A 26,133-nucleotide genomic window follows, 5' to 3' on the forward strand; every position below is an offset into this window, starting at 1 on the left:
CCCTTAAAGCCGTATTTTAGCTATTTAAAGTGTTTTATTACACTAGCCAGGTACCGTTTAATTCTGTTTCTTATCTTAACAGACCAACATGGCAAACCAACTAGAAAGCAAGATTGAGGACTTTGCGTTCGACTATCTGAAAAATTACTACACGCAGCAGTACACAACTGGTAATATACTTGTTGGCCAGAACGAGAAAACAAAGCGAGGTATCACCACCGACGGTATGCTGGCATTTAAAAAACCTACCGGCGAAGCTTTCCTAGCCAATATCAGTATGCAACAGTCCGGCCGCTTGGTTGGGATGCTTACTAACTACAAAAAGAACGGCCTGGGCAAATTAAGATTGTTAACGCCACTGGTATTAGCTGCTCTTTGTTTCGTACTTGGCAAAACAACCGGCAACATACTTGTCATGCTGATCGCGCCAATAGTTGTGGCACCTATCGGGTTTATGCTGCATACATTCCTTATTAAAAAATACAATCACCGCCAGCTCGAAACACTGCTTGATAATGTAAAACTGGCACCTGCAGATGAGCAATGGATCGGTTTATCAATCAGCAGCCTGGTGCTACGCAACAATGCTTTGGCCAAAACATTACTTGACATGTGCCACCAGAAAGGCTTAGGTTTGATAACGGTTGGTAAAAGAAGTAAAGTTGTGCTGATGCAGCGCCCACTAAATAAGGTATCCCGCCGAAACGATTATTTATGTTACTATACATCTGAAGCTACTATCCGGAGAGCGTTGAACGAAGACCACGTACTACGTGTAGCATAATATATCTTAAGGTTGCACAAAGGGCCATGTTTCATTTAGCTGAAACATGGCCCTTTTTCTTTTTACTACAACAGTTGTTTCCAGTTATCAACTGCATTCTTTTTACAAACTATACTATCAAAAACATCGCTTCACCGTAGATAGCGTGTATTCAGTATACATTTTATATTTCTATTTAGCGTGAACATACTTTTAAAAATACTGGCTTATAGTTTAGTTATAGTTGCTATAGTTTCTTGCCGCGGCGATGAATTGAAGCGCATGCCGGATACACTACCTGATATAAACGGAAAAATTACCAGCCTTACCGAAACCGGAACAACAGAAAAGAACAGCAGGCTACAGCTACTTGTAGAAGCAGGAAAAGGCGTTGAATCGGCTTACCCGCAGGCAAGTGTTAAAGTAGATGAAAATACCCTGATAGAAGACAAGGATGGGAAACGGATAAAAGCAGGTCAGTTAAAAGAAGGCCACGAGGTAGAAGTTTGGTTTGATGGTGCTGTTATGGAGTCGATGCCGGTTCAGGCTACCGCTGTGGCCATTCGTGTAACCCTCCCAACAGGCAAACTATAAGCTTGCTGCAGGTATTAGGAGATGCCTGTCAACTATAAACAGCGCACCAAATCCGGTAATATAATGACCATAAGTCAGGCCTTATACCCGAACGTATTATCGCCGTATAATGAGAAGCTACCCCACAAGCATCGTAAATGCTCAAGGCTACGAACTTTCTTATAAACAGCCGTCAAGATAAAACGCACCTACTATTCTTTTTAGAGAAATTCACTTCAACTTTTCTGTATTACATGAAGGAAGTCCAACTAAGCAAAGTAGAGCTGGTAAATGCGCAGGGTGAAAACTATGTAACTATAAGCCAGCATACTTTTTACACATTAGCTAAATGGCACGGCCATATTACAGCCGATGAGGTGATAAAAGCAGCCAAAGTCTTTCTCGAATTTATAGAAGAACATCCCTGTTCGAAGCTGCTCAACGATAAATCTGAGGTTACCGGCGACTGGCAGGATGCAAACGACTGGCTGGAGTTTGACTGGCTGCCGGCAGTATATAAAGCAGGTTTAAGGTGCCTGGCCCATATTTATTCTCATAGCATGTTTAGCCAACTCTCGGCCCGCGACCTGCGCGGGCGTATGGTGCCGCCCTTCCTTATGAAGAACTTTATGGATTTTGAAACTGCAGAAAAGTGGTTGCTAAGCTGCAATCCCAAAAACTATAATATGCCAGCCTGACAGCTTTAAACTATAGATTAGCGTGCAACACCGGCAAGCGAAGCCGGAGCTTCATACACAACCTCAATTGTATCTAAGGCTATAGTTGCCACTGGCTCTTCGTAAACAGTGTAGGCAGCATTGATAGTGGCTGGGGCCGGTACACTTGTAGCCTCCTGGCAAGCAAGTCCGAAACCGAATAAAGAAGCAGAAAGTAGGATCAGGATTTTCATAATTTTAAGTGTTATAAGTGTTTTACAATTATTTATGCAACAAAGATATTATACAGTACTATGTAATGCAAGCTACTGTTACATATATTACTACTAACTTATACCAACAACCTGTTTTTCTCCGTGAACGGTCGTTTTAAGCAGATGAAAATCTGAAGAAAAAATAGCAGTTTAAACCTCCTCCGTACTTCTGAATCACACCATTTTTCCGCTTACTGTTTTTACTTTGAGTCCTTCAGTCAACAATCCATCACATATTGCCTTAACTTTACAGTCCTATTTATTTTGTATGAAGCAAAAACTAACACAAGAGACCGCAGAAGTTCAGGATTCCCAAACCGGGTTTAAGCGCGAGATCACCCTTTTCGATGCCATCATGATCGTGACGGGTGGTATGATCGGGTCAGGCATTTTTATAGTTACAGCCGATATTTCGAGAGCCGTAGTAACGCCCGCCAACATGTTGCTGGTGTGGGTTGTATCCGGTTTCTTAACTATAGTTGGCGCTATCAGCTATGGCGAGCTATCGTCTATGTTCCCGAATGTGGGTGGGCAGTATGTGTACCTGAAAGAAGCTTATAACAAATTAGTGGCTTTCCTGTATGGCTGGTCGCTGTTCCTTGTAATACAGACCGGTGTAATTGCAGCGGTAGGCGTAGCTTTTGCCAAATTTACAGGCGTTATCTTTCCCTGGTTTTCTGACGACAATGTACTGTTCAGGTTAGGCAGTTTTCAGTTCAGCACGGTGCAGTTGCTGGCCATTACCAGTATCGTGTATCTTACCTACATTAACTCCAGGGGTGTAAAAAGCGGCAAACTGATCCAGAACATTTTCGGCAGTACCAAACTCATCGCACTCTTCGGACTTATACTGTTAGGCTTATTATTCGGGATAAACGAAACAGCCATTGATGCCAATTTCTCTAATTTCTGGGGTTCTCAGACTGCTACGGACGGTTCTACACTGTTACCTCCTGCCGGTATTGCACTGGTAACAGCTATTGGCATGGCCATGGTCGGTGCGTTATTCTCTGCCGATTCCTGGAACAACATTGGTTTTTCGGGTGATGAGATCGTGAACCCCAAGCGAACGATCGTGTTAAGTATGGTGATCGGGTCGGCGCTTGTTACGGGTATTTACCTGCTCATTAACCTGGTTTATTTGCTGGTGTTGCCCATGCACGGCAGCGAGCTAGCCACCGACGTAATGGGCCAGGGAATTACATTTGCCAGTAACGACCGTGTAGCTACCGCCGCCGCCGAAGTTATCGGGGGTTATAAGGCTACTATTGCCATTGCGGTTCTTATCATGATCTCGACGTTTGGTTGTAACAATGGCGCTATACTTTCGGGAGCCCGGGTATACTATGCCATTGCCAAAGACGGCCTGTTCTTTAAAAAAATGGGTGAGCTTAATAAGCATGGCGTACCGGCTGCGGCCCTTTGGCTGCAATGCATCTGGGCGTGCCTGCTTTGCCTTTCCGGTTCATACAACCAACTCCTCGATTATGTGATCTTTGCCGTGATGCTGTTTTACATTATAACTATAGTTGGTGTATTTGTGCTGCGCGTAAAACGTCCGGACTTGCCACGACCTTACAAAGCTTTTGGTTACCCGATACTGCCTGCTATGTATATTTTGCTGGCTTCGGCTATCTGTATTATTCTGCTTATCTATAAACCGGTTTACACCTGGCCGGGGCTTATTATAGTTGCACTGGGCATACCTGTTTATTATTTCTTCGGTAGCCGGTTCTCAAAACAAAACTCCCCGGACTAGTTCTTTATGGTTTATATATAAGACGAGCCTGCTTTCTAAAAAGAGCGGGCTCGCCTGTTTTACAGCCCCTCGAACAATAAATCGGAACACTGCCCTATTGGTCACGTAGTTAATACATCAAAAAAAGATAAAACTATGCGCAACACTACCGATGCCATTCCACCAGGCTGGAGTTACAACCCGGCTTCATGGGCGCAGCGCCTGCCTATAGTCGGGCTGGCAATCCTTGGCCTTGCTATTGCCACTTACCTCGGTCTTTTTCAGCTTAAAGTGGTTTCTACTGTTTGGGAGCCCTTTTTTGGAAACGGAAGCCAGAAAATACTGACATCCGCCACTTCAAAGATCTTACCTGTACCCGATGCCATATTAGGTGCTTTTGGTTACCTGGTAGATGCAGTTGCCGGTATAGTTGGCGGGATCAGAAGGTGGCGCACCATGCCCTGGATCGTGATTTTGTTTGGTGTAATGGTGGGCCCGTTGGGTATGATAAGTGTATTGCTGGTGGTGCTGCAACCTGTTTTGTATGATGCCTGGTGTACGCTTTGCCTGGCTTCTGCTGTAGTTTCGGTGTTAATGATTGGCCCTGCTATGGATGAAATGCTGGCAAGTCTGCAGTACATGAAGCGGGTAAAAGATGCTAACGGCTCCCTCTGGAAAGCATTCTGGGGATATAAGAAAGTACAAGGTAACGTAATTTAATATGTGGGCACAAGTTATAAACGCACTACTCGGACTCTGGCTGATGGTCTCTCCTGCCATACTCGGTTTCGAAGATAAGACCATCTCTAATAACGCGCACATTGTAGGCCCGATCATCACCTCGTTTGCAGTCATTTCGTGGTGGGAAGCTACCCGGGTCCTGCGCCTGTATAATGTACCGCTGGGTTTATGGTTATTGCTGGCTCCCTGGGTATTGGGTTACGAACCAACTACAGCTATTTTAAATGATATGGTAATTGGAGCAGCGGTTGCCAGCCTCAGTTTTGTGAAAGGCAAAGTGGAGGGCTCATACGGCGGAGGCTGGTCTGCCATCTGGAGAAAAGACTCGCTGCACGCCACAGAAGCCAGAAGAACACCGAGAGTCTGAACAGTCAGAAAGTGATGTGGCTGATTTTATAGTTGGAACTGGTCAAAAGTAAATGATAAACTCTTATTTTAGAGTTGATTATTACCCATGCCACCTTACAAAACTATGAGATTTAAAGCCAAACACCTCGGGCTTGCTGCTGCTGGTTTAGTTATAGCTGCGACTGCCCTGCTTATCCGTAAAGACATCCCTGCCGAAGATCTGAAACAAAAGTACGCTACGTCAGCTTCCCGGTTTGTAACGATAAATGGCGCCAACCTGCATTACCACGACGAAGGGCAAGGCACTCCAATCATTCTTTTACACGGTACTGCTGCATCGCTGCACACTTGGGATGGCTGGGCAAAAGAGCTGGGCAAAAGTTACCGCGTGTTACGGTTCGATCTTCCTGGTTTTGGGCTGACAGGAAGAAATACGACGGATAACTATAGTATTGCAAATTACACCGAACTGCTGCTACACTTTATGGATGAGCAAGGTATTGAGAAGGCTCACCTTGCAGGCAGCTCACTTGGCGGACAGATCACCTATGATTTCGCGGCTACCTATCCGGAACGGGTTCATAAAATGATACTTTTAGCACCGACCGGTGTTACAAATGCCAACGACAAAAATATTAGCCTACCTTTCCGGATGGCGCAGACACCTTTGCTGAAACACGCATTGAAATATATTACACCCCGTTTTATAGTAAAAAAAAGCCTGAAAGAAGTTTACGGAGATGATAGCAAACTGACAGACCAAACTATAACTCTGAGCCACGAAATGTTACTACGCCAGGGAAATCGCGAAGCTTTTATCTCCCGCATGAATACTAAAGATACCGTCAACCTGCATAAACTGGCAAAGATACAGGCTCCTACTTTACTGCTCTGGGGCGAAGCAGATGCATGGGTTCCGGTAACCGATGCAGCCTATTTTAAGCAAACTATAAAAAGAGCACAACTTAAACTGTACCCGGGTGCCGGCCACGTACCCATGGAAGAAATACCATACGAAACTGTGCAGGATGCATTGCACTTCCTGAGCGGAGATCTTGTTCTCAACCGCTAATTTCATCTGCTGAAAAACCTAAACTATAGCCTTATTATCAAACTATAGTTTAGCTTTACCGGTTACCTTTAGCATAGCACGTATAGCACAACATGAGCAAAATATACTTCATCAGTGGGTTAGGGGCCGATTGGCGCATGTTCCAGTTTCTGAAGTTGCCTGAGTTTTTACCACAACAGCAGGTCTCCTGGTTAGAACCGCTAACTGAAGATGAACCGCTAGCGTCGTATGTCCAAAGGCTGAAAGAGCAGATAACAGAGCCAAACCCAATACTAGTAGGCTTATCGTTTGGCGGACTGATAGCTATAGAACTGAGCAAACTGGTACAGCCTACAGCAACTATAATCATCTCCAGCTTAGCCTCGCGCCATGACCTGCCCTGGTACTACAGGCAACTCGGTAAAACACGCCTGCACAAATGGCTTCCGTTTAAGGTAATGAAATCAGTTTACCCGCTGGCACCTTTCTTTTTTGGTGCACATACTACACCTGAGCGTAAACTACTGAAAGACGTGATACTGGGGATAGATGAGAAATTTCTGCGCTGGTCGTTGAGCCGTTTACTGGACTGGGAGCAGGACAAAATTCTTCCAGACCTGATACAGATCCATGGCACATCCGACCTGATACTACCGTGTTGTCCGCGTCCTGATTTGATCACTATACCTAAAGGTGAACATTTAATGGTGATGCACGAGGCGGATGAAATAAGTGCTATCTTGAGCAAAATTTTAGAACAGCAATGGACAAAAACAGATACATCGCTAAAACAGCAGACGGCCAGCAAGTAGAACTGACACAGGCCACTATACTTAAAAGCAACAACCTGTACCCGTTTGGCAAACACAACTACGCCATTTACGAAACCCCGGACGGCCAATTTGTGAAAGGCATGAACAACGGCGAGCGCGAAATAATGCTTACATCTTACGAGCTGATTGAGGAGCGCGAAGCCCGTACCTACGACCACCCTTATTACCGCGAAGATTAAGCCGATGCAGTTCAGTTTCTGGGAGCAGGATACGTATTTCAGTAACATTGATGTGCTGATTGTGGGCAGCGGTATAGTTGGCCTGAATGCCGCATTGCACCTGAAAACCACGCAGCCTGCATTAAAAGTTATAGTTGCCGAACGTGGTCTGTTGCCAACGGGTGCCAGCTCTAAAAATGCCGGGTTCGCCTGTTTTGGCAGCCCCACCGAATTGCTCGACGACCTTACCCACCACACCGAAGACCAGGTTTTTAGTTTGGTAGAGCGCCGCTGGAAAGGACTGCAACGCCTTCGCCGTAACCTCGGAGATGCAACTATAGATTACCACCGCTGGGGTGGCTACGAATTATTTAACAACACACAGCGCCAGCTATACGAGCAAACTATAACCCAGCTCCCTTACCTAAACAAGCACCTGCAAACTATAGTTGGTGAGCCCAATGTTTTTAGAGTTGCTGATGATAAGATAAATACCTTCGGATTTAAAGGCGTAGACCATTTACTGGAAAGTACTGCCGAAGGGCAGATCGATACAGGTAAAATGATCCTGGCGCTGACCCAGAAAGTACAGGCCCTGGGCGTGATCATACTTAACAACCTCGAAATACTGCAGCTGCACGACGAAGGCAAATCCATAGTTGCCGCCACTGACAAAGGCATAACCCTGAAAGCCCGCGCTGCCTTAGTTGCTACCAATGGCTTTGCGAAACAACTGCTGCCACAACTACAGGTTATCCCGGCCCGTGCCCAGGTGCTTATTACTAAACCCATTGATGGGTTAAAACTGAAAGGCACTTTCCATTACGACAAAGGCTACTATTACTTCCGGAACATTGGGCAGCGGGTACTTTTTGGTGGCGGCCGCAACCTGGACTTTAAAACCGAAGAAACTACCGAAATGGCGCTGACCGAACTGGTGCAAAACAAACTGGAAGAACTGCTGAAACAAGTCATTCTGCCGGGCATACCATTTGAAGTAGAGCAACGCTGGAGCGGCATTATGGGCGTAGGCACCGAAAAAACAACTATAGTTCAGCCAGTATCTGATAGAATAAGCTGTGCCGTGCGCATGGGCGGCATGGGCGTGGCTATCGGCTCATTGGTTGGCGAAGAGGGCGCTGAGCTGGTTTTACAGCAACTATAAATTATTATCGAAAAACGATAAATTTTTATTGCTTATTCTAAAATAGCTGTTATCTTTGGTAAAACATTAACAACTATGGAAAAGAACAGACTCTTAACTTTTGCCTTAGCTATAAGTAATATCGCTAAAGCTTTTTTTGTACTTCTGATTGTGGCAATGGCCGTAGTGCTGGCACACTGGCATATAGCTCCTGAAACCTACAAAGATGTGCTTGTGACAATAGATAGCTCAAACGAAGTTAAGTATGTTTTTAAACACAATGATACCCTTACTGAACCTGAAGACAGCATACAAGCAGACACTATAGGAACACTCTCCCAGATAAGCCACGTCTCTTTTTACTTTCATTATCTCCAGACTGTGGGGCAGTTTATTCTTTTGATCCTGATCATAAGCCAGGTCAGCAGGATCATCCGGTCTGTGAAGGCGTTTGAAACTTTCAGGGAAAACAATAGTCATGCTTTCTGGAAGATCGGGATATACTGCGTGGCAATAGCTTTGCTCAATTGCATTAAATGGTTTGAAGTAAGCCACCATACACGTATGAGCTTTTCTATCGGGGTTGTTCCACTAGCCTTCGCCTTAGGTGCCTTTATTCTTGCCGAGATATTTAAAGAAGGAAACAAACTATACGAAGCGGAGCAACTGACTATATAATGGCAATAATCGTGAACCTGGATGTGATGATGGCCCGCAGGAAAATGTCGCTGAATGAACTATCGGAGCGGGTGGGACTTACATTGGCAAATCTTTCTATTCTTAAAACGGGCAAAGCCAAAGCCATACGCTTTTCCACCCTTGAAGCCATTTGCGAAGTGCTGAACTGCCAGCCCGGCGATATCCTGGAATTTCAGCCGGACACTTCTGACCAACCATAGACTATAAGCCATAAAAAAAGGGAAGTCGCTTTATGTGACTTCCCTTTTAGTTAGAACTTTTCCTGTCTGCTAAGCTGATATCCATTTGTGTGTTGGGTTTTGGTTCTGGGGCATGTATCTCTGAGAAATCTCTTTCTCCGCTTTATAGAATTGCTGATATTCTTCTTCACTTAATTCCTCACGCAGCGCAATATGGAAGCTGGCAAGTTCCGGGTACAATTTGTTTCTTTCTGTCCGCTCTTTCGGGCTGTCGGTGTTAAAGTCATAAAAGCTTTTCATGTTACAGTGCCGGCTTAAATAATTGATTTATAACTAATTGAAAGCCTTAATACTGATAAGCTGAATGTTTTGTTCTCTATATAGCTCCGAAAATGCTACCAATTGCAATGCATCCTTTTTATAGTTATAAAAAAGAAACCGGCCACACCATTCAGGTACAGCCGGCCCTTAAATTCTATAGTTTAATTTCAGTAAACACTTCTCTTTTGTAATGCTGTTTTGGTCTAGGGTTCAATAAAATCTACCTGACACAAGACAGGAATTTACTGAAATTTACCTATCAATCCCGGCATCCATCACCGGGCTATAGTCCATAGTTTGACTTTCCGGATATTCAGGGAATGCGTTTGCGCTGGCAGCTATAGAGCCTAACAGGAAAACAGCCACTAACAGGTAAGCAATAAATGTTTTGATATCTTTCATAACGATCAATTTCAAGTAAAACCCGGCCGCTTTCTATCTAATAATCCAACTTCTCCTGCAACCGGTATTATCCCTGATTCAACAGTTATGCCAACTTTATAAAATCGAGTATTTATTATATCGTATCTAACTGATTTACAGCCTACAATTCAGCATAAATGTTTAACCTGTTCAGGATTTATGGTTATGTAAATGAAAACGAGCCATTGTTGGTGTTTTCACCAGCAATCCAATTAGCTGGTATTTAAACTTGCTGGTGAAAACACGCAGCAAGGGCATATATTAACGATAGAAAAATACTAAACTACTTCTGTATTAAAAGCAACTATAAACTACAGCCCTAAAAATAAAAAAGCCCGACCTGATGGCCGGGCTTTCCTAATGCAACTATAGGTTAATCGCCTAAAATGTTGCGCACAAATATTGGTATAAAAATGATAATCAGGATGGCGGCCTGGTGCTCTGCCACTGCTTTCAGGTAAAGGCTTGTACTTACCAATACCTCTTTGCTAAGCTCCGGCAATTCATCCGAAACAGCAATATCACCTTTCCCGAAACTGAATACGGGCTGCTTAAAACTGATCAGTATTTTACCGGACGCATCCTGCACCGTACGATTATACGAAAATGCCTCGCTTTTCAGAAAATAGCTTTCACCTGAGTCCAGCCGTAATTCAGTTTTACCGAACAACGACGATGTAGCCTTCCCGATTTCTTCACCGTTATAGGTTATGGCTACCTCCTGATCAACCCATCCCTTATTTTTAAAAGAGATAGTGGTGACTGCAGACGTATAAACAGCATCGTAACTCGACCAGCCGCTAAAGGTAATATTCCCCAATGGCCTGTCCATAGTTCCTAAGGCAAACTCACGGCCCGACCAGTCTTTCTGTCTCCAGTGCAGCGTGTTCATCAACTATATATCTTATTTCAGACCAAGTACATCCACGCCCTGCTCAAACACTACATCAACTGGTATGTTAGCTTTGCTCAGGCGGTCCAGGTCGGCTTGTAATTTTGCATCTACCTGGCCCTGCTGGTTCAGTAAGTTACCAACACCGGCATAATCGCCGTTGCCCTGCAGGGTTAGTATCTTCTCAGATAGTTTGTTCATGGCCTCACGCATTTTGGTATAGTTCACGCGATATCTGCCTGTAGTTTCGTCGCGCTCAAAAGCACCATTCTCTTTAAAGAAGTTGAAACGAACCATGTTAGCCTTGCCATGTGCACTGGCAGCACCAAACCTAACTGAACGGAAAATGCCGGCCAGGAACGTGGTATAGTAATCTTCCAGGCTGCCTTCCACTTCACCTTTCTCGTGCAGCTGCGTGATCATGTACAGACCCAGGATATCAGCTTTACCTTCTTCGAGGGCAGATGCATGCTCTTTCAGGGCTTCGCGAACGGTGCCCTTGCCATTAATAGTGTTTTTAATACCCAGGCCATGCGCTACTTCATGGAACATGGTGTTGGCAAAGAACGCATCGAAGGTTACATGTTTCTGCTGGTCTTCTGCGATCAGCTCATCCGAGATCGGCACCATGATCTTATCAAATTTGGCGCGCATGGCATTTTTTAGCTGAAGGCGTCGAGTACCTTTTTTAAGCTGTACTTCTTCGTCGTTTGGCAGGTTAATGGCTATCGTTTTGCTGCCTGCATTGCTGTCGCCGCCATAAAACACTACATCGTAAGCATTCAGGTCGGAGTCGGTACCCGGGGTCTCTTTTTTATAATTGGCCGCCACCGGCAAGCCGCGCTGCAGTTCCGGCAGGAAAGCCGCATACTTAGCCAGACGCTCACTCCACTCCGTATCCTTAATCAACACATAAGCTTCGTGGGCAGCCTTGTAACCAAACAACGCATCTTCGTAAGTCTCTATAGGGCCGATCACCACATCTATTTTGTTGTTCTTCATATCCATCCAGGCCAGGTCGCTTGGCTGGTAGTTGTCGTCGAGCAAAGCCTGGGCACGAAGGGTAAGGTATTTTTTAAGTCCGGCGTCTTCAGCTAAACCAGCAGCCTGCTTCAGCAGATCGGATGCCCGCTTCACCTCGTCTTTAAACTGCACATGGTAAGGCACGGTAATTAATTTGCCACTCGCATCGCGACGCACAAACGTGTACAGGCTGGCCTTATCTTTTAAAGTAGACTGCTCAAACTCTTTCTTAGTCATGTCGGCGGGGTAAAAATTTGAACCAGCAGGCTTAGGGCCAACACCCGCTATAAAAGGCTCGTTGTTATTCAGACGGTCCCAGGGACCATAGTTTATCTTTACAAACTGCTTGGCCGCTGCATTATCCAGGGCAGCCAGCAGAGAATCGCCTTTGCCGTAAGCTTCGTACCAAAACAGTTTGTCCATAATTTTACCGGCCTCTATCAGCAACGGAATCATCTGGCGCTCATTTTCGGTCAGTTTACTCATATCAGCAGTCAGGCGCACGTTGGTATACATGTCCAGTTTCTGCTGCAGGCTGTCGCCGGCTTGTGTTGTGGCAGTTTCGGTGTTGATGCTGCCTTCTTCAGTAGTTTTACTTGTGCAACCAACTGTAGCAACAGCCAGTGCAGAGGCAAATAATATATGGTGTGGTTTCATTATAGTGTTATTGGTTCAGGTATTGAATATAGTAAATTTATAGTTGTATTGAAAATCAGCTATCTAAGTTGCAGCAACCTATAGTTTAACAGGTAACTATAAACTATAGTTTTTTGCTCTTATGACCTCATAAAAAAAGAGATGAAGCTCAGTGCCTCATCTCTCTTAACTATAAATCAGGTCAGATATTATTCTGCATCAGCACACTTAATGTTACCTCCAATGTATCCGGCAGCTGCTTTGGCTGCGGCATTACCGGTAGGCATATCATCAATATCGTAAGTTGTAAGTTTATCTAGTGTTACCAAGTAAATATTGATAGCAGCCAGTTCAGCGGCATAGGCCGTAGCTGAAATATATCCCATTTGTCTGTTCAGTAATACTGTAGCACCTTGCGAGAAGGAAGCTCTTGAATCTTTAAGGCCACCAGCACTATTGCCGTTAGGAGTCATAATGGAAAGACCTTCAGCTTCTGTATAGTTATAGCCACCTAATGTAACAGTATAGCCATTCCAGCTGCCTGGTTTATGGAAAGCACCTTGCCCTTCTCCACAAAGATCCATCTCACAACCCGGCCCGTTTACAGCAACAGGATAGCAGCTATTGCCGATTCTGGCCCAAACAATTGCAGTTTTAACCTGGATGGCCTCGCTTAATGTAAACCGAACAGTATAAACGCTACCATCAGTCAGTTTTTCCTGGAAGTCTGAAAGTTTCAGGTAGCCGGTTTCTGCCGACATATCGCAGGCAGAACCATTTCCTTCTTTATAGGACGGTGCCAATGACTGCTCCATAGAGCCTGTAACAGATGCAGAAACTACATTGGCACTTGATAAAGCGATCCGCTGATCATCACAGCCTGTAAGTGTTAGCAACAGCGATCCAATGTTTGAAACATTGCCATCTGCTGTTTTCTGTACCGTGAACATCCATGTTTTGCCATTACTGGTGCTCAGGCCAGAAATAGTAAGTGGGCTTGTAGTATTTGCAACTTTAGCAGCGCCTGACGACGCACTATTAAAGTTTGACGAAGGGTTGACATCTTCCATGTCTTTAGAACATGAAAACATAAGCAACACGGCACCTAGGCCGAGGCTTAATTTGGTTAGTGCTTTTAGCATTTTCATTTAAATAACATAAGTTATTAATCAAGCAGTATTACTAAAAAGCAATTAAATAGTTACAAATAAATATATAAATATTTATAATTATAGAGATTATAATTACAGATGTTTAAATGGCAACAATTTCTTAACCTATAAAGCCGCTACTCTCCGGGGAAAGCAGCGGCTTTATAGGTTAAGAATGGATATGTTATAGTCTAAAACAACCCGAATAACTCAGCCTGAATCTTCTCGATGATTCCGCCCAGGTCTTCAGGATTTGCCACAAAGTCGAGGTTATTTACGTCTATCACTAAAAGTTTACCCTGTTTATAGTTGCCCATCCACTCGTTGTAATGGTCGTTCAGGTTGCGCAGGTAGTTTATACTGATGCTGCTTTCGTAGTCGCGGTTACGCTTCTCTATCTGGCCTATCAGTTTTGGCAGGTCAGCTTTCAGGTAGATCATCAGGTCAGGTGCTTTTACCATACTGATCATAGACTGGAACAGGGCAAAGTAGTTCTCGTAATCGCGGGTGCTCATTAACCCTGACTGGTGCAGGTTTTTGGCAAAGATGTGCGCATCTTCGTAAATAGTGCGGTCCTGTATCACGCTGCGATCGGTCTTCTGGATTTCCTGCACCTGCCCGAAACGGCTGTTCAGGAAAAATACTTGCAAATGGAAAGCCCAACGCTCCATGTCATCATAAAAATCCTTCAGGTAAGGGTTGTTCTCAACTGCCTCTAAGTACAGGTCCCACTTAAAATGCTGAGACAGTTTAGTGGCAAGGGTAGTTTTGCCGGCGCCAATGTTACCGACGATCGCAATGTGCATATAAAACTATAATTTTGGTAAAAGCTGAAAACAAAAGTAAGGCTTTTTGCTTACATGCGTACTGTACAATATATATGTTTTATTGTATAATAAACACAATATTTATAGTTACTGCTTATTGCAGATTTTAAACTGCACCCCGGTTTAGGCGTACATAATAGTACACCAATTACAGAAAGCCATGACGAAGGGACACAACCAAAGCCATCACAAGCAAACCGGTAAAATACCAACAAACGCAGCCAACCAGGATCAGAACCGTCAGTTAAAGGATCAGCAGAAAGATAAAAGCACGGACCAGGGCCGTAACAAGGACAAAGATCCGTCTGGGGGTACAAAAGGTAAGAACGCTATTTAAAAACAAAGCCCCGGAAGCAGCTACTTCAGGGGCTATTAAATTACAAACAACTAAACTATAGTTTAACGCTTCTCACGCATATCGTTATACAGTTCCTGGGCTTCCCGGCTCTTTATAAGGGTGGCAAACTCTACCTGCAGTGCGGCTATCTTTATTTTATCGCTGTTGTTCAGCTTGTCCAGCACTTCGGCTTTGCGGGTGTTCAGTTCTCCAAATACAAATTCGGCATAGTCCCAGTCGCGCAGGTTCCAGTTGCGGCGATAGACACGGGTATAGTCTGTTAAGCGTATGTAAGCGTCACGCAGGTCTTCAGGCCTGATGTTGCCAATGCGGGTAGTTCCGGTCATCTGTTTCTCCCACCGCTCCAGTTCGCGGCCGTCCAGGTCAACGGCTTTTCTTATTTCGTTGCGTTCTTCCCACTCGCCGTAGCGGCTTTTATACTGGCTGTATTCCGCCTTCGATTCTTCTGACAGCTTTTCTGTATTCTTATCCAGAGAGGATGTCAGGGTTTTAAATTCCTGCTTTACGCTGGGCCACTCGGCGCGTGTCACACTGTCGGCCTGTACTGACTTTTTGCGCATCCAGGTACGCAGGTTGTCCAGGTCTTGCTCCAGTTGTGTTTTTGTTTGTGCCTGCACACCAACTATAGTTGCGGTAAATAAAACGGCTAGCAGGTATTTTCTCAAAGCTCTCATATAACTACAGGTTTTCTCATCTTATAACACCAGACTCCCTGTAAATATTATGCCAAAACTATATTCCTGCGCAAAAAAGCCATAACAGCAAGCAACTATAGCTCTAAAACGCCTTCGCTAAAATTGCACTATCCTTTACCAGCCGATTACGTTAAATGAGTTAAAACTATAGAATCCTATACCTGAACGCATCTAATTTTCGACTGCCAGGTCTTCAAAATCAAAATCGCCCTATGAGTAACCCAAGGAGCAGCTTCCACGAAACTGTTGTTTCCATCACAAATAAAGATGAGATTATTCTGAGTACGGACAAGTTTCCGTTCAGAACAACGCTTAGTCTGTCCCCGCTTGTTTCTTACTGGGAAAACAAAGCAGACACCGACCCTAGCTGTAACATTTCGCGTGTACAGGAACTGGCCGACCTACTGCGTAAAACCCCTGCCCTACTGGAACCTGTGGAAGACACTGCCCTGATTGAGGAGCACATTAGCACCATTGATATATTGATGGAGGACATTTTTCCGAGTGCGCTCTGGGAAAACGACCTGCGCGCCACAGTACTGCCCTTCCATTTCGAAAGCTTTTATGCTACCCCGCGCCTGGAAGAACTGCAACTGCTGGGCGGCGGCAACTATACCGAAAAACTGAACCTGGACCTGAAAACACTTTTGTTCAGGCTTACCCTTTCGGCCTACGCTATCATACTGGAGAAATTTTACAAGGCCAATTTTGAAGTAGAACAGCCTTTCATATTTGTTATAAAAGACAAGTTCACACAGCTCGAGCGACACTATAAACTAAGCATTGACCTTAAGTTTATGGACGTGAAAGCAACCGGTGAACTAAAGAACCTAAAGCCGCAGGAAATAAACTTCCTGATAAACCGCTACAACAACCTGGACCTTTGGATGAAGTGGCTGCCACCACAAAACTTTGAGTTTACAGGATTTGCCATCTACGATTTTACGGATGTAACCATGGAAGAAACCATTTCTTCGTTGCGTTACGACCTGCTGGAGCAAAACGCTGTTACAGCAGAAGGCAGCATCCGGAACCTGCAACAAAAACTACGTGTATTGTTTGGCCTGCCTGGTATAAAATTCGGGCTTGCCTCCTGCCCTGCTATGCAGGAGTTCGATACCACGTATGCCCGTAAGATATGGAATGGTTTGGTGCTAACTCAAAACTGCGACCTGAAACTAGACGACCTGCGCGGCTCTATTTACGAACCCGTGATTAAATCTGGCCACACCATTATAGTAGAGGATCTGAAACTGTTCACAAACCCTACCCTGATAGAAAAGAAATTACAGGAAGATGGCAACCGCAACCTGATCATAGCGCCACTGCAATACGAAGGACAGATCATTGGTTTGCTGGAAGTAGCCTCGCCAATACCAGGCGAGTTGAACGCGCTTTCCATGATCCGTTTGAAAGAAGTGTTGCCGCTTTTTGCCCTGGCCATGCACCGCGGCCTGGAAGAACTCCGCAGCAGCATCCAAAACGTTATTAAAGAGAAATACACTGCTATACACCCGGTTGTGGAATGGAGGTTTACACAAGCTGCCATCAACTTCCTGGACAGAAGGGAACGCAATGCCACCGCCGAGATAGAGCCAATTGTGTTTCGTGATATTTACCCGCTATATGGCGTGTCAGATGTGCGCAACTCCGCATCAGAACGTAACAAAGCTATACAAGGTGACTTGCTGGACCAGTTGGTGTTGGCTAAAGAAGTATTGCTGTCTGCAAAAGACAATTTACCGTTGCCAATCCTGGATGAGCTTACCTTTAAGATAGATAAGTTCTCGCATGATATCATGTCGGAGCTTGGCTCTGATGACGAGGCACAGGTACTCGAGTTTCTGAGATCAGAGGTGGAGGCGCTGTTCAATTACTTCCTGAAAACAGACCCGCAAACAGTGGCAACCATAAAAAGATACAAAGATGCGATCACTAACCCGCACCATGTGGTATATAATAAGCGCCGAGCCTACGAAGAAAGCCTGTACCTGATTAACGAAACCATCTCGTCGTTCCTGGACCGCGAAGAAGAAAAGGCGCAGGAGATTTTTCCGCATTATTTTGAGAAGTACAAGACCGATGGGTTGGAGTATAATATTTACATCGGGTCGTCTTTGCTGAATAGTGGCAATTTTGAAAAGATCTATCTTAAAAATATGCGCCTGTGGCAACTTATGCTTACTTGCGAAATTGCCCGACGCATACAAAACCTGCGTGCTACGCTGAAACTACCTTTAGAGATCGCGCAGCTCATACTCGTGCACAGCGACCCGATTTCGATCAGATTCAGGCTGGATGAGAAGAAATTTGACGTAGAAGGTGCCAGCAACATACGCTATGAGATCATAAAAAAACGTTTAGATAAAGCCACCGTTCGCGACACCGAAGAGCGCCTGACACAGCCTGGCAAGATAGCTATAGTTTACACCCAGCACAAAGAGGCTACAGAGTATATGCGCTACATAGAGTTTCTGCAGTCGGAAGGTTATATTGAGAAAGATGTTGAATTGCTGGAGGTGGACGAGATGCAAGGCGTGCAGGGCTTAAAGGCCATCCGTGTATCGGTAAGCTTTAAGGAACAGCTTCGCCATGATATAGACTCCGGTGACGAACTGCTGGCAATCGCGCAAAATGCAAGCCTTAATTAGTTAAACCCAAACCAGATAAATAGGTAAAGTTATATATTGATTGCATTTTATGAATTTATGCAACCTATTTTTAATTTCTATATTTAACACTAAATCAACTGTTAACCAATTAGTTGTACACGATTTCAAACTATACACATAACGTGTCCCTGAATTTATTTTGTTGTTTTTTATTACCAAGTGCAATTATTTTTTGCTTTGCGCCGTTCTTAAACCAACACCAGCTTAGGTAACTGGTGAAATTTAGTTTTCACGTTTTCAACTTTTAGCCAAATGAAATTGAAAAACAGAATTATGCCTGCCATGTTATTTTTTGGCGTGGTAGCCTTCTCATCTTGCGATGACAGGGAAAAAGATACACTTCAGCCAACTTTTGAGCAGGGTGCTATCTCTCATGTAATGGTAGACTCTGCGGAGGTAACCTCTTATAACTATGCAGGTAAATCGCTTACCCAGGTAAACTACTACGACAAAGAAACCGGTGACCTGGAGTCTTTCGAGAAGTATATCCGCGACTCGAAAGGCAACATCATCAAATCCTCTTCTCACGCCGGTGCAAATCACGCCATGCTATCTGAACAGGATTATAAGTACAACGACAAGAACCAGCTAACACAAACTACAACTTCTTACTACAATGGCAGCAGCCTAGAGTATAGCGCTGTTACCACATTCGACTACAACTCTAAAAAGGAGTTAGAAAAGAAAACAGTATACGAAGGCAAGGATGTTTCTTCTGCAAAATTAAAGTCTTACACAAAATACGAAGTACTTCCGAACGGCAACTATGGCCAGGAAAAACAATACGTTGTTGACAGCAAAGGCAAAGGAAAACTGTTCTCTACTACTACGTATTCGTACGACTCTAACCAGAACCCATTCTTTGCACACGGCGAGCCGGGTGCAGCAGCCAGCCCAAACAACATAACTGTAGCTTCTACACTGGTACATGCCAGCAAAAAGTCTTACCGTTACACGTATACTTACAAGTATGATGAGCGCGGCTACCCAACCAGCCAGACGGTAACATCACCAAACGGCCAGGCCCAGACATTTACTTACTTATATAGTAACTAAGTAAAAAAGCACATTAGTTTAAGCCGAAGCGGCTACGGGGTTTTCCTTGTAGTCGCTTCGGCTTTTATATGCCCATAATGGCACCAAATACAAGTATAAATAGCTATATTTGCTTAACACCTCATATTTTTACTAATGTCGAAAACCAAAATAACAGTAAACAATAACGGCTCGCTGCGCATTGAAGGCGAGTTTGAAATAGTGGATAAGGACGGAAACGCTTACGGCCTGGGTGGTCGTACACTGGTTTCTGTGTGCCGCTGCGGACTTTCTAAAAACAAACCCTTCTGCGATGGTTCGCACAAAGGCCACTTCGAACACGATGCAGTAGCTTTTGACCTGCCTGAGAAGAAAGCTTAACTATAAACTATAGTTGATACTATAAACACACCATGGCTGAACGCTTAGTAACTATAGCTGCTTTTAACGAGCCCACCGAAGCCCACATTATGAAGGGCCGGCTGGAGGCGGAAGGCATTCTATGTTTCCTGAGCGATGAGCATATAGTTGGTGCGCAGCCATTTTATTCGGTAGCGGTTGGTGGTGTAAAGCTTAAAGTTACGGAGCAGGATGCCGAAGAAGCACGTGAAGTACTGGCCCGCATACAAGGCGGTACCGGCGAGTTTCTGCTGGACGATAACATTGAGCTTGCCCCACCCATGCAGGAACACGTAATTGCTACTACCTGCCCTAAGTGCGGTTCTGACCACATTGCCGAAGAAAAATACAACAAAACGGTTTTCTCGTTAAGCTACCTGCTTTTCGGGTTTCCGTTGCCGTTTATAAGCCACAAGTACCGCTGCTACGACTGCGGCAACACCTGGAAGGTAAAATAAAAAAGGGAGCTGAACGGCTCCCTTTTTTATTTAGCTATAGTTGGCTTTTATTCTATAATATTCGCCCTCGCTCGCGTCCCGCAAGTGTGAGGTACAAGCGGACTCTGGCCGCTTTAATTTATGGTTCTAAGTGTCAGACTAAAGAGCATACCAAAATTGTAATTGCACAAGTGGTGGGACGCCACCGGTAACTCACATCCCGAAAGCTTTCGGGACGAGGCCAGTATATTTTAAAATATAGACTTACGCGCCTGCTAGTTTGTTTACCAGCTGCACATATTCTTCGCGGGCTTCGTCCTGAGGTTTTCCTTCCTGCTTTTTCCAGGCATCCCATTTGGCAATGTTCTTAAAATCAAAGCCGCCCGGGCGTTCTGTGTTCACATCGCCTTCAGAGGCTTGTTTATATAAACCGTATAGCTGCAGCAATACATCATTAGAAGGGCGTTCGGTTAGTGTTTTAGAGCGCTCCACGGCGCTTTCAAATTCCTGTTGGGTAGCCATAGTTTGTAGTTATAGTTTGATGATGTACCAATTTAAACAAAATATAGTATGCAAGCATAACTTTATAGTCACTTTTCTTTTTACTGCAAACTACGTACATTTAGTTGCTTTCTGTAAACACGAAACTCAAATCAAAAAAATCAGACGATACACTATGAAGAACCTGAAACCTGCTGCTGCCTGTGTGGGCACGCTGCTAACGGCTTCGCTTGTAGTTGGCTCGGGTTGCACCAGCAGCAACACCACCACCGCCGACACAACAACTACCACCACCGAGCAGACCGTTACTGTAGCCGAGCCGCAACCACCTGTCGCTAAAAAGATACCGAAAGAACTTACCACCCACGGCCATACCCGCACCGACAACTATTACTGGCTGAACGAGCGCGAGAACCCGGAGGTGATAGCCTACCTGAATGCCGAGAACGACTATACCAAAGCGGTAATGGCTGATACCGAGGAACTGCAGGAAAAACTTTTCAAAGAGATCGTGGGCCGCATCAAACAAACTGATGAGTCGGTACCTTATAAAGACGATGGCTACTACTATTATTCACGCTTTGAGGCCGGAAAGGAATACCCGATCTATGCCCGCCGAAAAGGCACCATGGAAGCTCCGGAAGAGGTCATGCTGAACGCGAACGAACGCGCTGAAGGACAAAGCTACTACTCTGCTGCCGGCTTAAGCGTTAGCCCGAACAACAACCTGCTTGCCTTTGGCGAAGACACCGTGAGCCGCCGCCAGTACACCATCCGGTTTAAAAACCTGAAGACCGGGGAACTGTTACCGGACCGCATTAAGAACACCACCGGCTCCGCTGTGTGGGCCAACGATAACAAGACCGTGTTCTATACCATGAAGGACCCGTCGCTGCGCTCGTTCAAGATCTTCCGCCATACACTGGGTACGCCATCGTCGCAGGACAAGGAAGTATACCACGAAGCCGACGAGACATTCAGCACCTTTGTATACAAGACCAAATCCGACAAATACATCATCATCGGTTCCAGCAGCACTATGGCGCAGGAGTATCGTTATGTAGATGCCTCTAACCCTACAGCTGCTCTTAAAGTGATTCAGCCCCGTGAGCGTGGCCTGGAGTACGACGTGGACCATTTTGGCGACAGCTTTTACATCAGAACCAACAAAGATGGCGCAACCAACTTTAAGCTGATGAAAACCCCGGTTGGCAAAACCACTAAAGAGAACTGGAAAGAAGTAATTCCGCACCGCCCAGATACCTACTTAGAGGGCACCGAGATCTTTAAAGATTACCTGGTGCTGCAAGAGCGTAAAAACGGACTTACGCAGCTGCGCATCAAAAAATGGAACGACCCGAAAACTGACTACTATGTTGATTTTGGAGAGGAAACCTATACTGCCGGCATCAGCATAAACCCGGATTTTGACAGCAAAGTGCTGCGCTACAACTATAGCTCACTCACCACGCCAGTCTCTACCTACGACTATAATATGGTTACGAAAGAGAAAACGCTGCTGAAAGAACAGGAAGTAGTGGGCGATTTTGACAAGAACAATTACGAAGCGAAGCGTATCTATGCCACTGCCGACGATGGCACTAAAATTCCGATCTCGTTGGTGTATCGCAAAGGCCTGGAACTGAATGGCAACAACCCTACCCTACTGTACGCCTATGGCTCGTATGGCATCAGCATGAACCCGGGTTTTAACTCTGCACGCCTGAGTTTGCTGGATCGTGGTTTTGTTTATGCTATTGCGCACATCAGAGGTGGCCAGGAAATGGGTCGCCAATGGTACGAAGACGGTAAAATGATGAAGAAGAAGAACACCTTCACCGACTTTATTGATGCATCGGAGTATCTGATTGAGCAGAAATACACCAGCCCGGAAAAACTATTTGCTCAAGGTGGGAGCGCCGGCGGCCTATTGATGGGTGCTATAGTTAACATGCGCCCTGAACTATACAAAGGCGTGCACGCAGCCGTACCGTTTGTAGATGTGGTTACTACCATGCTGGACACCAGTATTCCGTTGACAACCGGAGAGTTTGATGAGTGGGGTAACCCTGCCGAGAAGCCTGCTTACGACTACATGCTGTCATACTCGCCATACGATAACGTAGAAGCTAAGGAATACCCGAACATGCTCGTAACAACCGGCCTCCACGACTCGCAGGTACAGTATTTTGAGCCGGCCAAATGGGTTGCCAAATTACGTGAGATGAAGACGGATAATAACCTGCTGTTACTGCAAACTAACATGGAAGCAGGACATGGCGGCGCATCCGGCCGTTTCCGCCCATACCGCGAAACAGCGCTGCAATATGCCTTCTTCCTAAAGCTGGCAGGGTTGGCAAACGCTGAAACCACAGGACAACGTTAATCAGACCACAGGTTAAAGCTGATTTTACCTATCAGCAAGCTATCTGATAAAGTAAAAATCCCGCTGCTATAGTTTAGCAGCGGGATTTTTTATGATTGGTTCAGCTTATCTTTCTAGCTTGTCATTTCGAGTGCAGCGAGAAATCTATCTGGAATTTGAGATAGATCTCTCCTTTCGTCGAGATGACAAATTAGAAATCCAGAATTCCACTAATCTTAAAAATCTTAGTTCACGCTAACCACGATCTTCCCGAACTGTTTCCCCGCTTCCATGTAACGCATGGCTTCTTCGGTTTTCTCCAGCGGGAAAATGCTGTCAACTATAGGAGTTACTTTCTTCTCACGTACAAAAGCTGCCATTTCGGCGAAATCCTGGCTGGTGCCCATGGTGCTGCCGTGTATGGCCAGTTGTTTCCAGAATATCTCTGCTGGGTTTATCTGTCCGATCATGCCGGTTGTGCCGCCGTACATACCTATTCTGCCGCCCGGTTTAGCCAGTTTTACCAGTTGCACAAAGCCTTCCCCGGCTGCGCCATCTATACTCACATCAAAGCCGCCAACTATAGTTTTAAGTTCTTTGCCCCAGTTCTCCTTTTTATAGTTGATACCGCCGGTTGCGCCCAGTTTTTTGGCTGCTTCTATCTTGTCGTCAGAGCCTGAAGTCACCCAGACCTCCGCTCCGGCTGCTACGGCAAACTGCACTGCAAACAGAGCCACGCCACCGCCTGCCCCTGTTATCAGCACTTTCTCACCAGCCTTTAAGTTGCATTTGGTAAACATGGCCCGGTAAGCGGTTACGCCGGCCAATGGCAAAGCAGCAGCTTCTTCCCAGCTCAGGTGATCCGGTTTCTCGTGTAAGTTAGCGGCTCGTACTTTTACAAACTCAGCAAAAGCACCATCTTCGGGCATGCCCAGCACTTTAAAGTTTTTCCCGTGCGCCCGGGGGTTGTCGCCCCAATCAGCTGACGGATCTATGATCACTTCTTTGCCTATCCAGCTTGTATCCACGCCCTCGCCAACCTCTGTAACTATACCTGCACCATCCGAGCCCAGTATAGTAGGGTACTCTTTCGTAAAATAGCGACCATATTGTATGTACACGTCGCGGTGGTTCAAGGCAGCGGCTTTTACTTTAACTATAGCTTCGCCGGGGCCGGCAACAGGCTTCTCTTTTTCTATGAGTACAAACGGGGAGTTTATGGCTTCAAGGTATATGGCTTTCATGTGTCGGTTTGTCATTTGATCTAGTACAAAGGTATCATTTCTGAGAAAAGGGCAAAGCCGTAGCAAGGTTGGCATTTATACTTGCAGCGCTTAACTTGCACGCATGAACAACTATAGCATTCGAACTGCCACCATTTCCGACATCTCAACTATAAAAACCCTGGCCGAAGCCACCTGGGAACCAACCTATAAAAGTATCTTAGAAAAAGAGCAGATAGATTATATGTTTGATGTGATCTATAGTTCGGAAGCGCTTCAGCAACAGATGCAGGACGAGCAGAAGTTTTTGTTATTGTTTGATGAACAGAAAAAACCGCTGGGCTTCGCAAGCTATAGTTTAAAAGACGCTGTAGAACAGATTTATAAGCTAAACAAGATCTACCTGTTACCAGTCTGCCAGGGCAAAGGGTTGGGTAAGTTGCTGCTAACTTATGCGGAGAATGAAGTACGTGAACTTGGCGGCAGATACCTTGACCTGAACGTGAACAAGTATAACAAGGCAAAAGCTTTTTACGAGATTTGCGGCTACCACGTGCACCACGAAGAAGACATCCCAATCGGGCCCTACTGGATGAACGATTTTGTGATGCGGAAGCAACTGTAAATAAAAAAAGGGCAGCCATATGGCCGCCCTTTTCTCAACTTTAAACTTAAGCAAACAAATTTATAGTTTACTATAGGTGTGCGATCGGGTCTGCATTACCATCCGGATCGTTAGATACATAACCATCAGTGCTGATGTTACCTAACAGCAACAGACCTGCTACGTGTGGCGATGCCATAGACGTACCACTGATCGTGTTATAAGCACCACCTTTCCAGGTAGACTTAATGCTTACACCTGGTGCGCAAACATCTACCGGCGGGTTGCCATAATTAGAGAATGAAGCAAAACGGTTGTTCACATCCATTGCAGAAACCGTGTAGATATTGCTATGGTTAGCACGAGCCGGAGATGAGTTGTTTGCATGCGTGCTTTCGTTACCAGCAGCTAAAGCAAACTTGATACCCTTAGAAGCAGCTGCAATTACAGCATCATCTAGTGCCTGAGAAACTGGTCCACCTAAGCTCATATTGGCAGCATCACCTGACTTACCATTTGCAGCCACATAATCTACACCAGCGATAACGCCAGAGTAAGAACCGCTACCACGTGAGTCAAGCACTTTTACGGCAACAACAGTTGCACCGTAAGCCACACCTACTACACCAATACCGTTGCCTTTAATAGCACCGATCGTACCAGCTACGTGAGTTCCGTGTCCATTACCATCATCAGCACTGCCAGCATCTCTGCCAGAAGTAAACATAGTTACGCTTCTTGCAACGTCAACATTCAGGTCCGGGTGATCCAGGTCGATACCAGAATCAATAACCCAGGCAGTTTTACCGGCACCACTGGCAGAACCAACACGCGTGATACCGTAAGGTATCTCCTCGCCTGTTGAGCCACCGCCGCCAGTTCCTGGCTTGCCAAGCATTACAATTCTGTCCTGCTCAATATATGCAATGCGCTCATCGCCACGAAGTTTTTCAACATCAGCCGGGGTCAGTTTTGCAACTACACCTGTTAAAGCTTTGCCGTAAGATCTTTCTATAGCGAAGTCAGCAATATTATTATCGTTAAAAACATCCGCTCCAAACTGGCGTGCTCTTTCAACACTCTGTGCATATGTAGCAGTTTCGCTCATACGCAGTTGACCTTGCTTAAATACAACTATGTATTGTCCGCTGATAACCGCTCCGTTCTCACTATTCTGCTGCATTGCATCTTGTGTTGCTACAGCATCAACAGTTTCGCTGTCGCATGCAGTGAACGTACATGATACTGCAACTACAGCAGTACCCAGCAGTAAAGACCGCATAGTGTTACGAATTTGTAAGGTGTTCTTCATTGGTTTTAAGGTGTTAAAGTGAAAAATAATAGGTACTAAAAAAATCCGGATTTTATGTAAGGTATTGAATCATCGATACATATGCAAATTTAGATATATAA

30 protein-coding genes are annotated in these 26,133 nt (G+C 45.2%); 19 read left to right on the plus strand and 11 right to left on the minus strand.

The features are described 5' to 3' along the window. Nucleotides 1-88: 88 nt before the first annotated feature. From ABS362_RS02075 to ABS362_RS02085, 3 genes are all read left to right on the plus strand, one after another. The gene (locus tag ABS362_RS02075) at nt 89-784 is read left to right on the plus strand and encodes a hypothetical protein (protein WP_350410564.1); all 696 of its coding nucleotides are present in this window, start codon (nt 89-91) and stop codon (nt 782-784) included. Between the two features lie 180 nt (nt 785-964). After that, nucleotides 965-1,357, plus strand: coding sequence for a DUF3221 domain-containing protein (locus tag ABS362_RS02080; RefSeq protein ID WP_350410566.1), 393 nt, complete (start codon nt 965-967; stop codon nt 1,355-1,357). Nucleotides 1,358-1,590: 233 nt separating this feature from the next. Beyond that, complete coding sequence (locus tag ABS362_RS02085; RefSeq protein WP_350410568.1) at nt 1,591-2,034, plus strand: hypothetical protein; 444 nt, start codon at nt 1,591-1,593, stop codon at nt 2,032-2,034. Between the two features lie 17 nt (nt 2,035-2,051). On the opposite strand, the gene ABS362_RS02090 is transcribed toward ABS362_RS02085, so the two are convergent. After that, nucleotides 2,052-2,246 carry a hypothetical protein gene (locus ABS362_RS02090; RefSeq protein WP_350410570.1) on the minus strand — a complete coding sequence of 65 codons (195 nt, stop codon included), beginning with the start codon at nt 2,244-2,246 and terminating at the stop codon, nt 2,052-2,054. Between the two features lie 289 nt (nt 2,247-2,535). Between ABS362_RS02090 and ABS362_RS02095 the strand changes: the two genes are divergently transcribed. The 9 genes from ABS362_RS02095 to ABS362_RS02135 all read left to right on the plus strand — a co-directional run bounded on the left by ABS362_RS02095 (nt 2,536) and on the right by ABS362_RS02135 (nt 9,179). Beyond that, nucleotides 2,536-4,026 carry an APC family permease gene (locus ABS362_RS02095; protein ID WP_350410571.1) on the plus strand — a complete coding sequence of 497 codons (1,491 nt, stop codon included), beginning with the start codon at nt 2,536-2,538 and terminating at the stop codon, nt 4,024-4,026. Nucleotides 4,027-4,161: 135 nt separating this feature from the next. Continuing rightward, entirely contained in the window at nt 4,162-4,725 is a 564-nt protein-coding gene (locus tag ABS362_RS02100) for a vitamin K epoxide reductase family protein (RefSeq protein ID WP_350410573.1), read from the plus strand. Nucleotide 4,726: 1 nt separating this feature from the next. Further along, on the plus strand, nt 4,727-5,113 hold the full coding sequence (locus tag ABS362_RS02105; protein WP_350410575.1) for an SPW repeat protein: 387 nt from the start codon (nt 4,727-4,729) through the stop codon (nt 5,111-5,113). A gap of 105 nt (nt 5,114-5,218) precedes the next feature. After that, entirely contained in the window at nt 5,219-6,166 is a 948-nt protein-coding gene (locus tag ABS362_RS02110; protein ID WP_350410577.1) for an alpha/beta fold hydrolase, read from the plus strand. Nucleotides 6,167-6,258: 92 nt separating this feature from the next. Further along, the gene (locus tag ABS362_RS02115; protein ID WP_350410579.1) at nt 6,259-6,957 is read left to right on the plus strand and encodes an alpha/beta hydrolase; all 699 of its coding nucleotides are present in this window, start codon (nt 6,259-6,261) and stop codon (nt 6,955-6,957) included. Next, nucleotides 6,909-7,157 carry a hypothetical protein gene (locus ABS362_RS02120; RefSeq protein ID WP_350410582.1) on the plus strand — a complete coding sequence of 83 codons (249 nt, stop codon included), beginning with the start codon at nt 6,909-6,911 and terminating at the stop codon, nt 7,155-7,157. The genes ABS362_RS02115 and ABS362_RS02120 overlap by 49 nt, the downstream gene beginning before the upstream one ends. A 4-nt stretch (nt 7,158-7,161) precedes the next feature. Next, nucleotides 7,162-8,301 carry an NAD(P)/FAD-dependent oxidoreductase gene (locus ABS362_RS02125; protein WP_350410584.1) on the plus strand — a complete coding sequence of 380 codons (1,140 nt, stop codon included), beginning with the start codon at nt 7,162-7,164 and terminating at the stop codon, nt 8,299-8,301. A gap of 75 nt (nt 8,302-8,376) precedes the next feature. Beyond that, complete coding sequence (locus ABS362_RS02130; RefSeq protein WP_350410586.1) at nt 8,377-8,958, plus strand: DUF2975 domain-containing protein; 582 nt, start codon at nt 8,377-8,379, stop codon at nt 8,956-8,958. Continuing rightward, nucleotides 8,958-9,179, plus strand: coding sequence for a helix-turn-helix domain-containing protein (locus ABS362_RS02135; protein ID WP_350410588.1), 222 nt, complete (start codon nt 8,958-8,960; stop codon nt 9,177-9,179). The genes ABS362_RS02130 and ABS362_RS02135 overlap by 1 nt, the downstream gene beginning before the upstream one ends. A 69-nt stretch (nt 9,180-9,248) precedes the next feature. On the opposite strand, the gene ABS362_RS02140 is transcribed toward ABS362_RS02135, so the two are convergent. The 6 genes from ABS362_RS02140 to ABS362_RS02165 form a co-directional block, all read right to left on the minus strand. Continuing rightward, nucleotides 9,249-9,458: a hypothetical protein gene (locus ABS362_RS02140; protein WP_350410590.1), complete on the minus strand. Its 210-nt coding sequence runs from the start codon at nt 9,456-9,458 to the stop codon at nt 9,249-9,251. 273 nt (nt 9,459-9,731) lie between these two features. Further along, the gene (locus tag ABS362_RS02145; protein WP_350410592.1) at nt 9,732-9,881 is read right to left on the minus strand and encodes a hypothetical protein; all 150 of its coding nucleotides are present in this window, start codon (nt 9,879-9,881) and stop codon (nt 9,732-9,734) included. A gap of 394 nt (nt 9,882-10,275) precedes the next feature. Continuing rightward, the gene (locus ABS362_RS02150; RefSeq protein ID WP_350410594.1) at nt 10,276-10,794 is read right to left on the minus strand and encodes a hypothetical protein; all 519 of its coding nucleotides are present in this window, start codon (nt 10,792-10,794) and stop codon (nt 10,276-10,278) included. A 12-nt stretch (nt 10,795-10,806) separates the two neighbouring features. After that, the gene (locus ABS362_RS02155) at nt 10,807-12,474 is read right to left on the minus strand and encodes a DUF8614 domain-containing protein (RefSeq protein WP_350410595.1); all 1,668 of its coding nucleotides are present in this window, start codon (nt 12,472-12,474) and stop codon (nt 10,807-10,809) included. A gap of 188 nt (nt 12,475-12,662) precedes the next feature. After that, entirely contained in the window at nt 12,663-13,523 is an 861-nt protein-coding gene (locus ABS362_RS02160) for a hypothetical protein (RefSeq protein WP_350410596.1), read from the minus strand. A 272-nt stretch (nt 13,524-13,795) separates the two neighbouring features. Next, nucleotides 13,796-14,410 (minus strand): deoxynucleoside kinase, encoded by a 615-nt coding sequence (locus ABS362_RS02165; RefSeq protein WP_350410598.1) that lies wholly within the window; start codon nt 14,408-14,410, stop codon nt 13,796-13,798. A 181-nt stretch (nt 14,411-14,591) separates the two neighbouring features. On the opposite strand from ABS362_RS02165, the gene ABS362_RS02170 reads away from it, so the two are divergent. Next, nucleotides 14,592-14,768 carry a hypothetical protein gene (locus ABS362_RS02170; protein ID WP_350410601.1) on the plus strand — a complete coding sequence of 59 codons (177 nt, stop codon included), beginning with the start codon at nt 14,592-14,594 and terminating at the stop codon, nt 14,766-14,768. A gap of 62 nt (nt 14,769-14,830) precedes the next feature. Here ABS362_RS02170 and ABS362_RS02175 read toward each other — a convergent pair whose 3' ends face one another. Beyond that, nucleotides 14,831-15,463, minus strand: coding sequence for a hypothetical protein (locus ABS362_RS02175; RefSeq protein WP_350410602.1), 633 nt, complete (start codon nt 15,461-15,463; stop codon nt 14,831-14,833). Between the two features lie 233 nt (nt 15,464-15,696). Here ABS362_RS02175 and ABS362_RS02180 point away from each other — a divergent pair, with 233 nt between their 5' ends. The 4 genes from ABS362_RS02180 (at nt 15,697) to ABS362_RS02195 (ending at nt 20,048) form a co-directional block, all read left to right on the plus strand. Beyond that, on the plus strand, nt 15,697-18,135 hold the full coding sequence (locus ABS362_RS02180; RefSeq protein ID WP_350410604.1) for a GAF domain-containing protein: 2,439 nt from the start codon (nt 15,697-15,699) through the stop codon (nt 18,133-18,135). A 273-nt stretch (nt 18,136-18,408) separates the two neighbouring features. After that, nucleotides 18,409-19,212: a hypothetical protein gene (locus ABS362_RS02185; RefSeq protein ID WP_350410606.1), complete on the plus strand. Its 804-nt coding sequence runs from the start codon at nt 18,409-18,411 to the stop codon at nt 19,210-19,212. A 135-nt stretch (nt 19,213-19,347) separates the two neighbouring features. Continuing rightward, complete coding sequence (locus ABS362_RS02190) at nt 19,348-19,572, plus strand: CDGSH iron-sulfur domain-containing protein (protein ID WP_350410608.1); 225 nt, start codon at nt 19,348-19,350, stop codon at nt 19,570-19,572. A 32-nt stretch (nt 19,573-19,604) separates the two neighbouring features. Then, complete coding sequence (locus ABS362_RS02195; RefSeq protein WP_350410610.1) at nt 19,605-20,048, plus strand: putative signal transducing protein; 444 nt, start codon at nt 19,605-19,607, stop codon at nt 20,046-20,048. Nucleotides 20,049-20,291: 243 nt separating this feature from the next. On the opposite strand, the gene ABS362_RS02200 is transcribed toward ABS362_RS02195, so the two are convergent. Further along, complete coding sequence (locus ABS362_RS02200; RefSeq protein ID WP_350410612.1) at nt 20,292-20,549, minus strand: acyl-CoA-binding protein; 258 nt, start codon at nt 20,547-20,549, stop codon at nt 20,292-20,294. Between the two features lie 154 nt (nt 20,550-20,703). Here ABS362_RS02200 and ABS362_RS02205 point away from each other — a divergent pair, with 154 nt between their 5' ends. Continuing rightward, nucleotides 20,704-22,914 carry a S9 family peptidase gene (locus ABS362_RS02205; RefSeq protein WP_350410614.1) on the plus strand — a complete coding sequence of 737 codons (2,211 nt, stop codon included), beginning with the start codon at nt 20,704-20,706 and terminating at the stop codon, nt 22,912-22,914. A 224-nt stretch (nt 22,915-23,138) separates the two neighbouring features. Here ABS362_RS02205 and ABS362_RS02210 read toward each other — a convergent pair whose 3' ends face one another. After that, entirely contained in the window at nt 23,139-24,137 is a 999-nt protein-coding gene (locus tag ABS362_RS02210; protein ID WP_350410616.1) for a quinone oxidoreductase family protein, read from the minus strand. 103 nt (nt 24,138-24,240) lie between these two features. Between ABS362_RS02210 and ABS362_RS02215 the strand changes: the two genes are divergently transcribed. Continuing rightward, entirely contained in the window at nt 24,241-24,741 is a 501-nt protein-coding gene (locus tag ABS362_RS02215; protein WP_350410618.1) for a GNAT family N-acetyltransferase, read from the plus strand. 70 nt (nt 24,742-24,811) lie between these two features. Here ABS362_RS02215 and ABS362_RS02220 read toward each other — a convergent pair whose 3' ends face one another. Continuing rightward, the gene (locus ABS362_RS02220) at nt 24,812-26,032 is read right to left on the minus strand and encodes a S8 family peptidase (RefSeq protein ID WP_350410620.1); all 1,221 of its coding nucleotides are present in this window, start codon (nt 26,030-26,032) and stop codon (nt 24,812-24,814) included. Nucleotides 26,033-26,133: the final 101 nt, after the last annotated feature.

Source organism: Pontibacter populi, assembly GCF_040278685.1.
Taxonomy (GTDB): Bacteria; Bacteroidota; Bacteroidia; order Cytophagales; family Hymenobacteraceae; genus Pontibacter; species Pontibacter populi.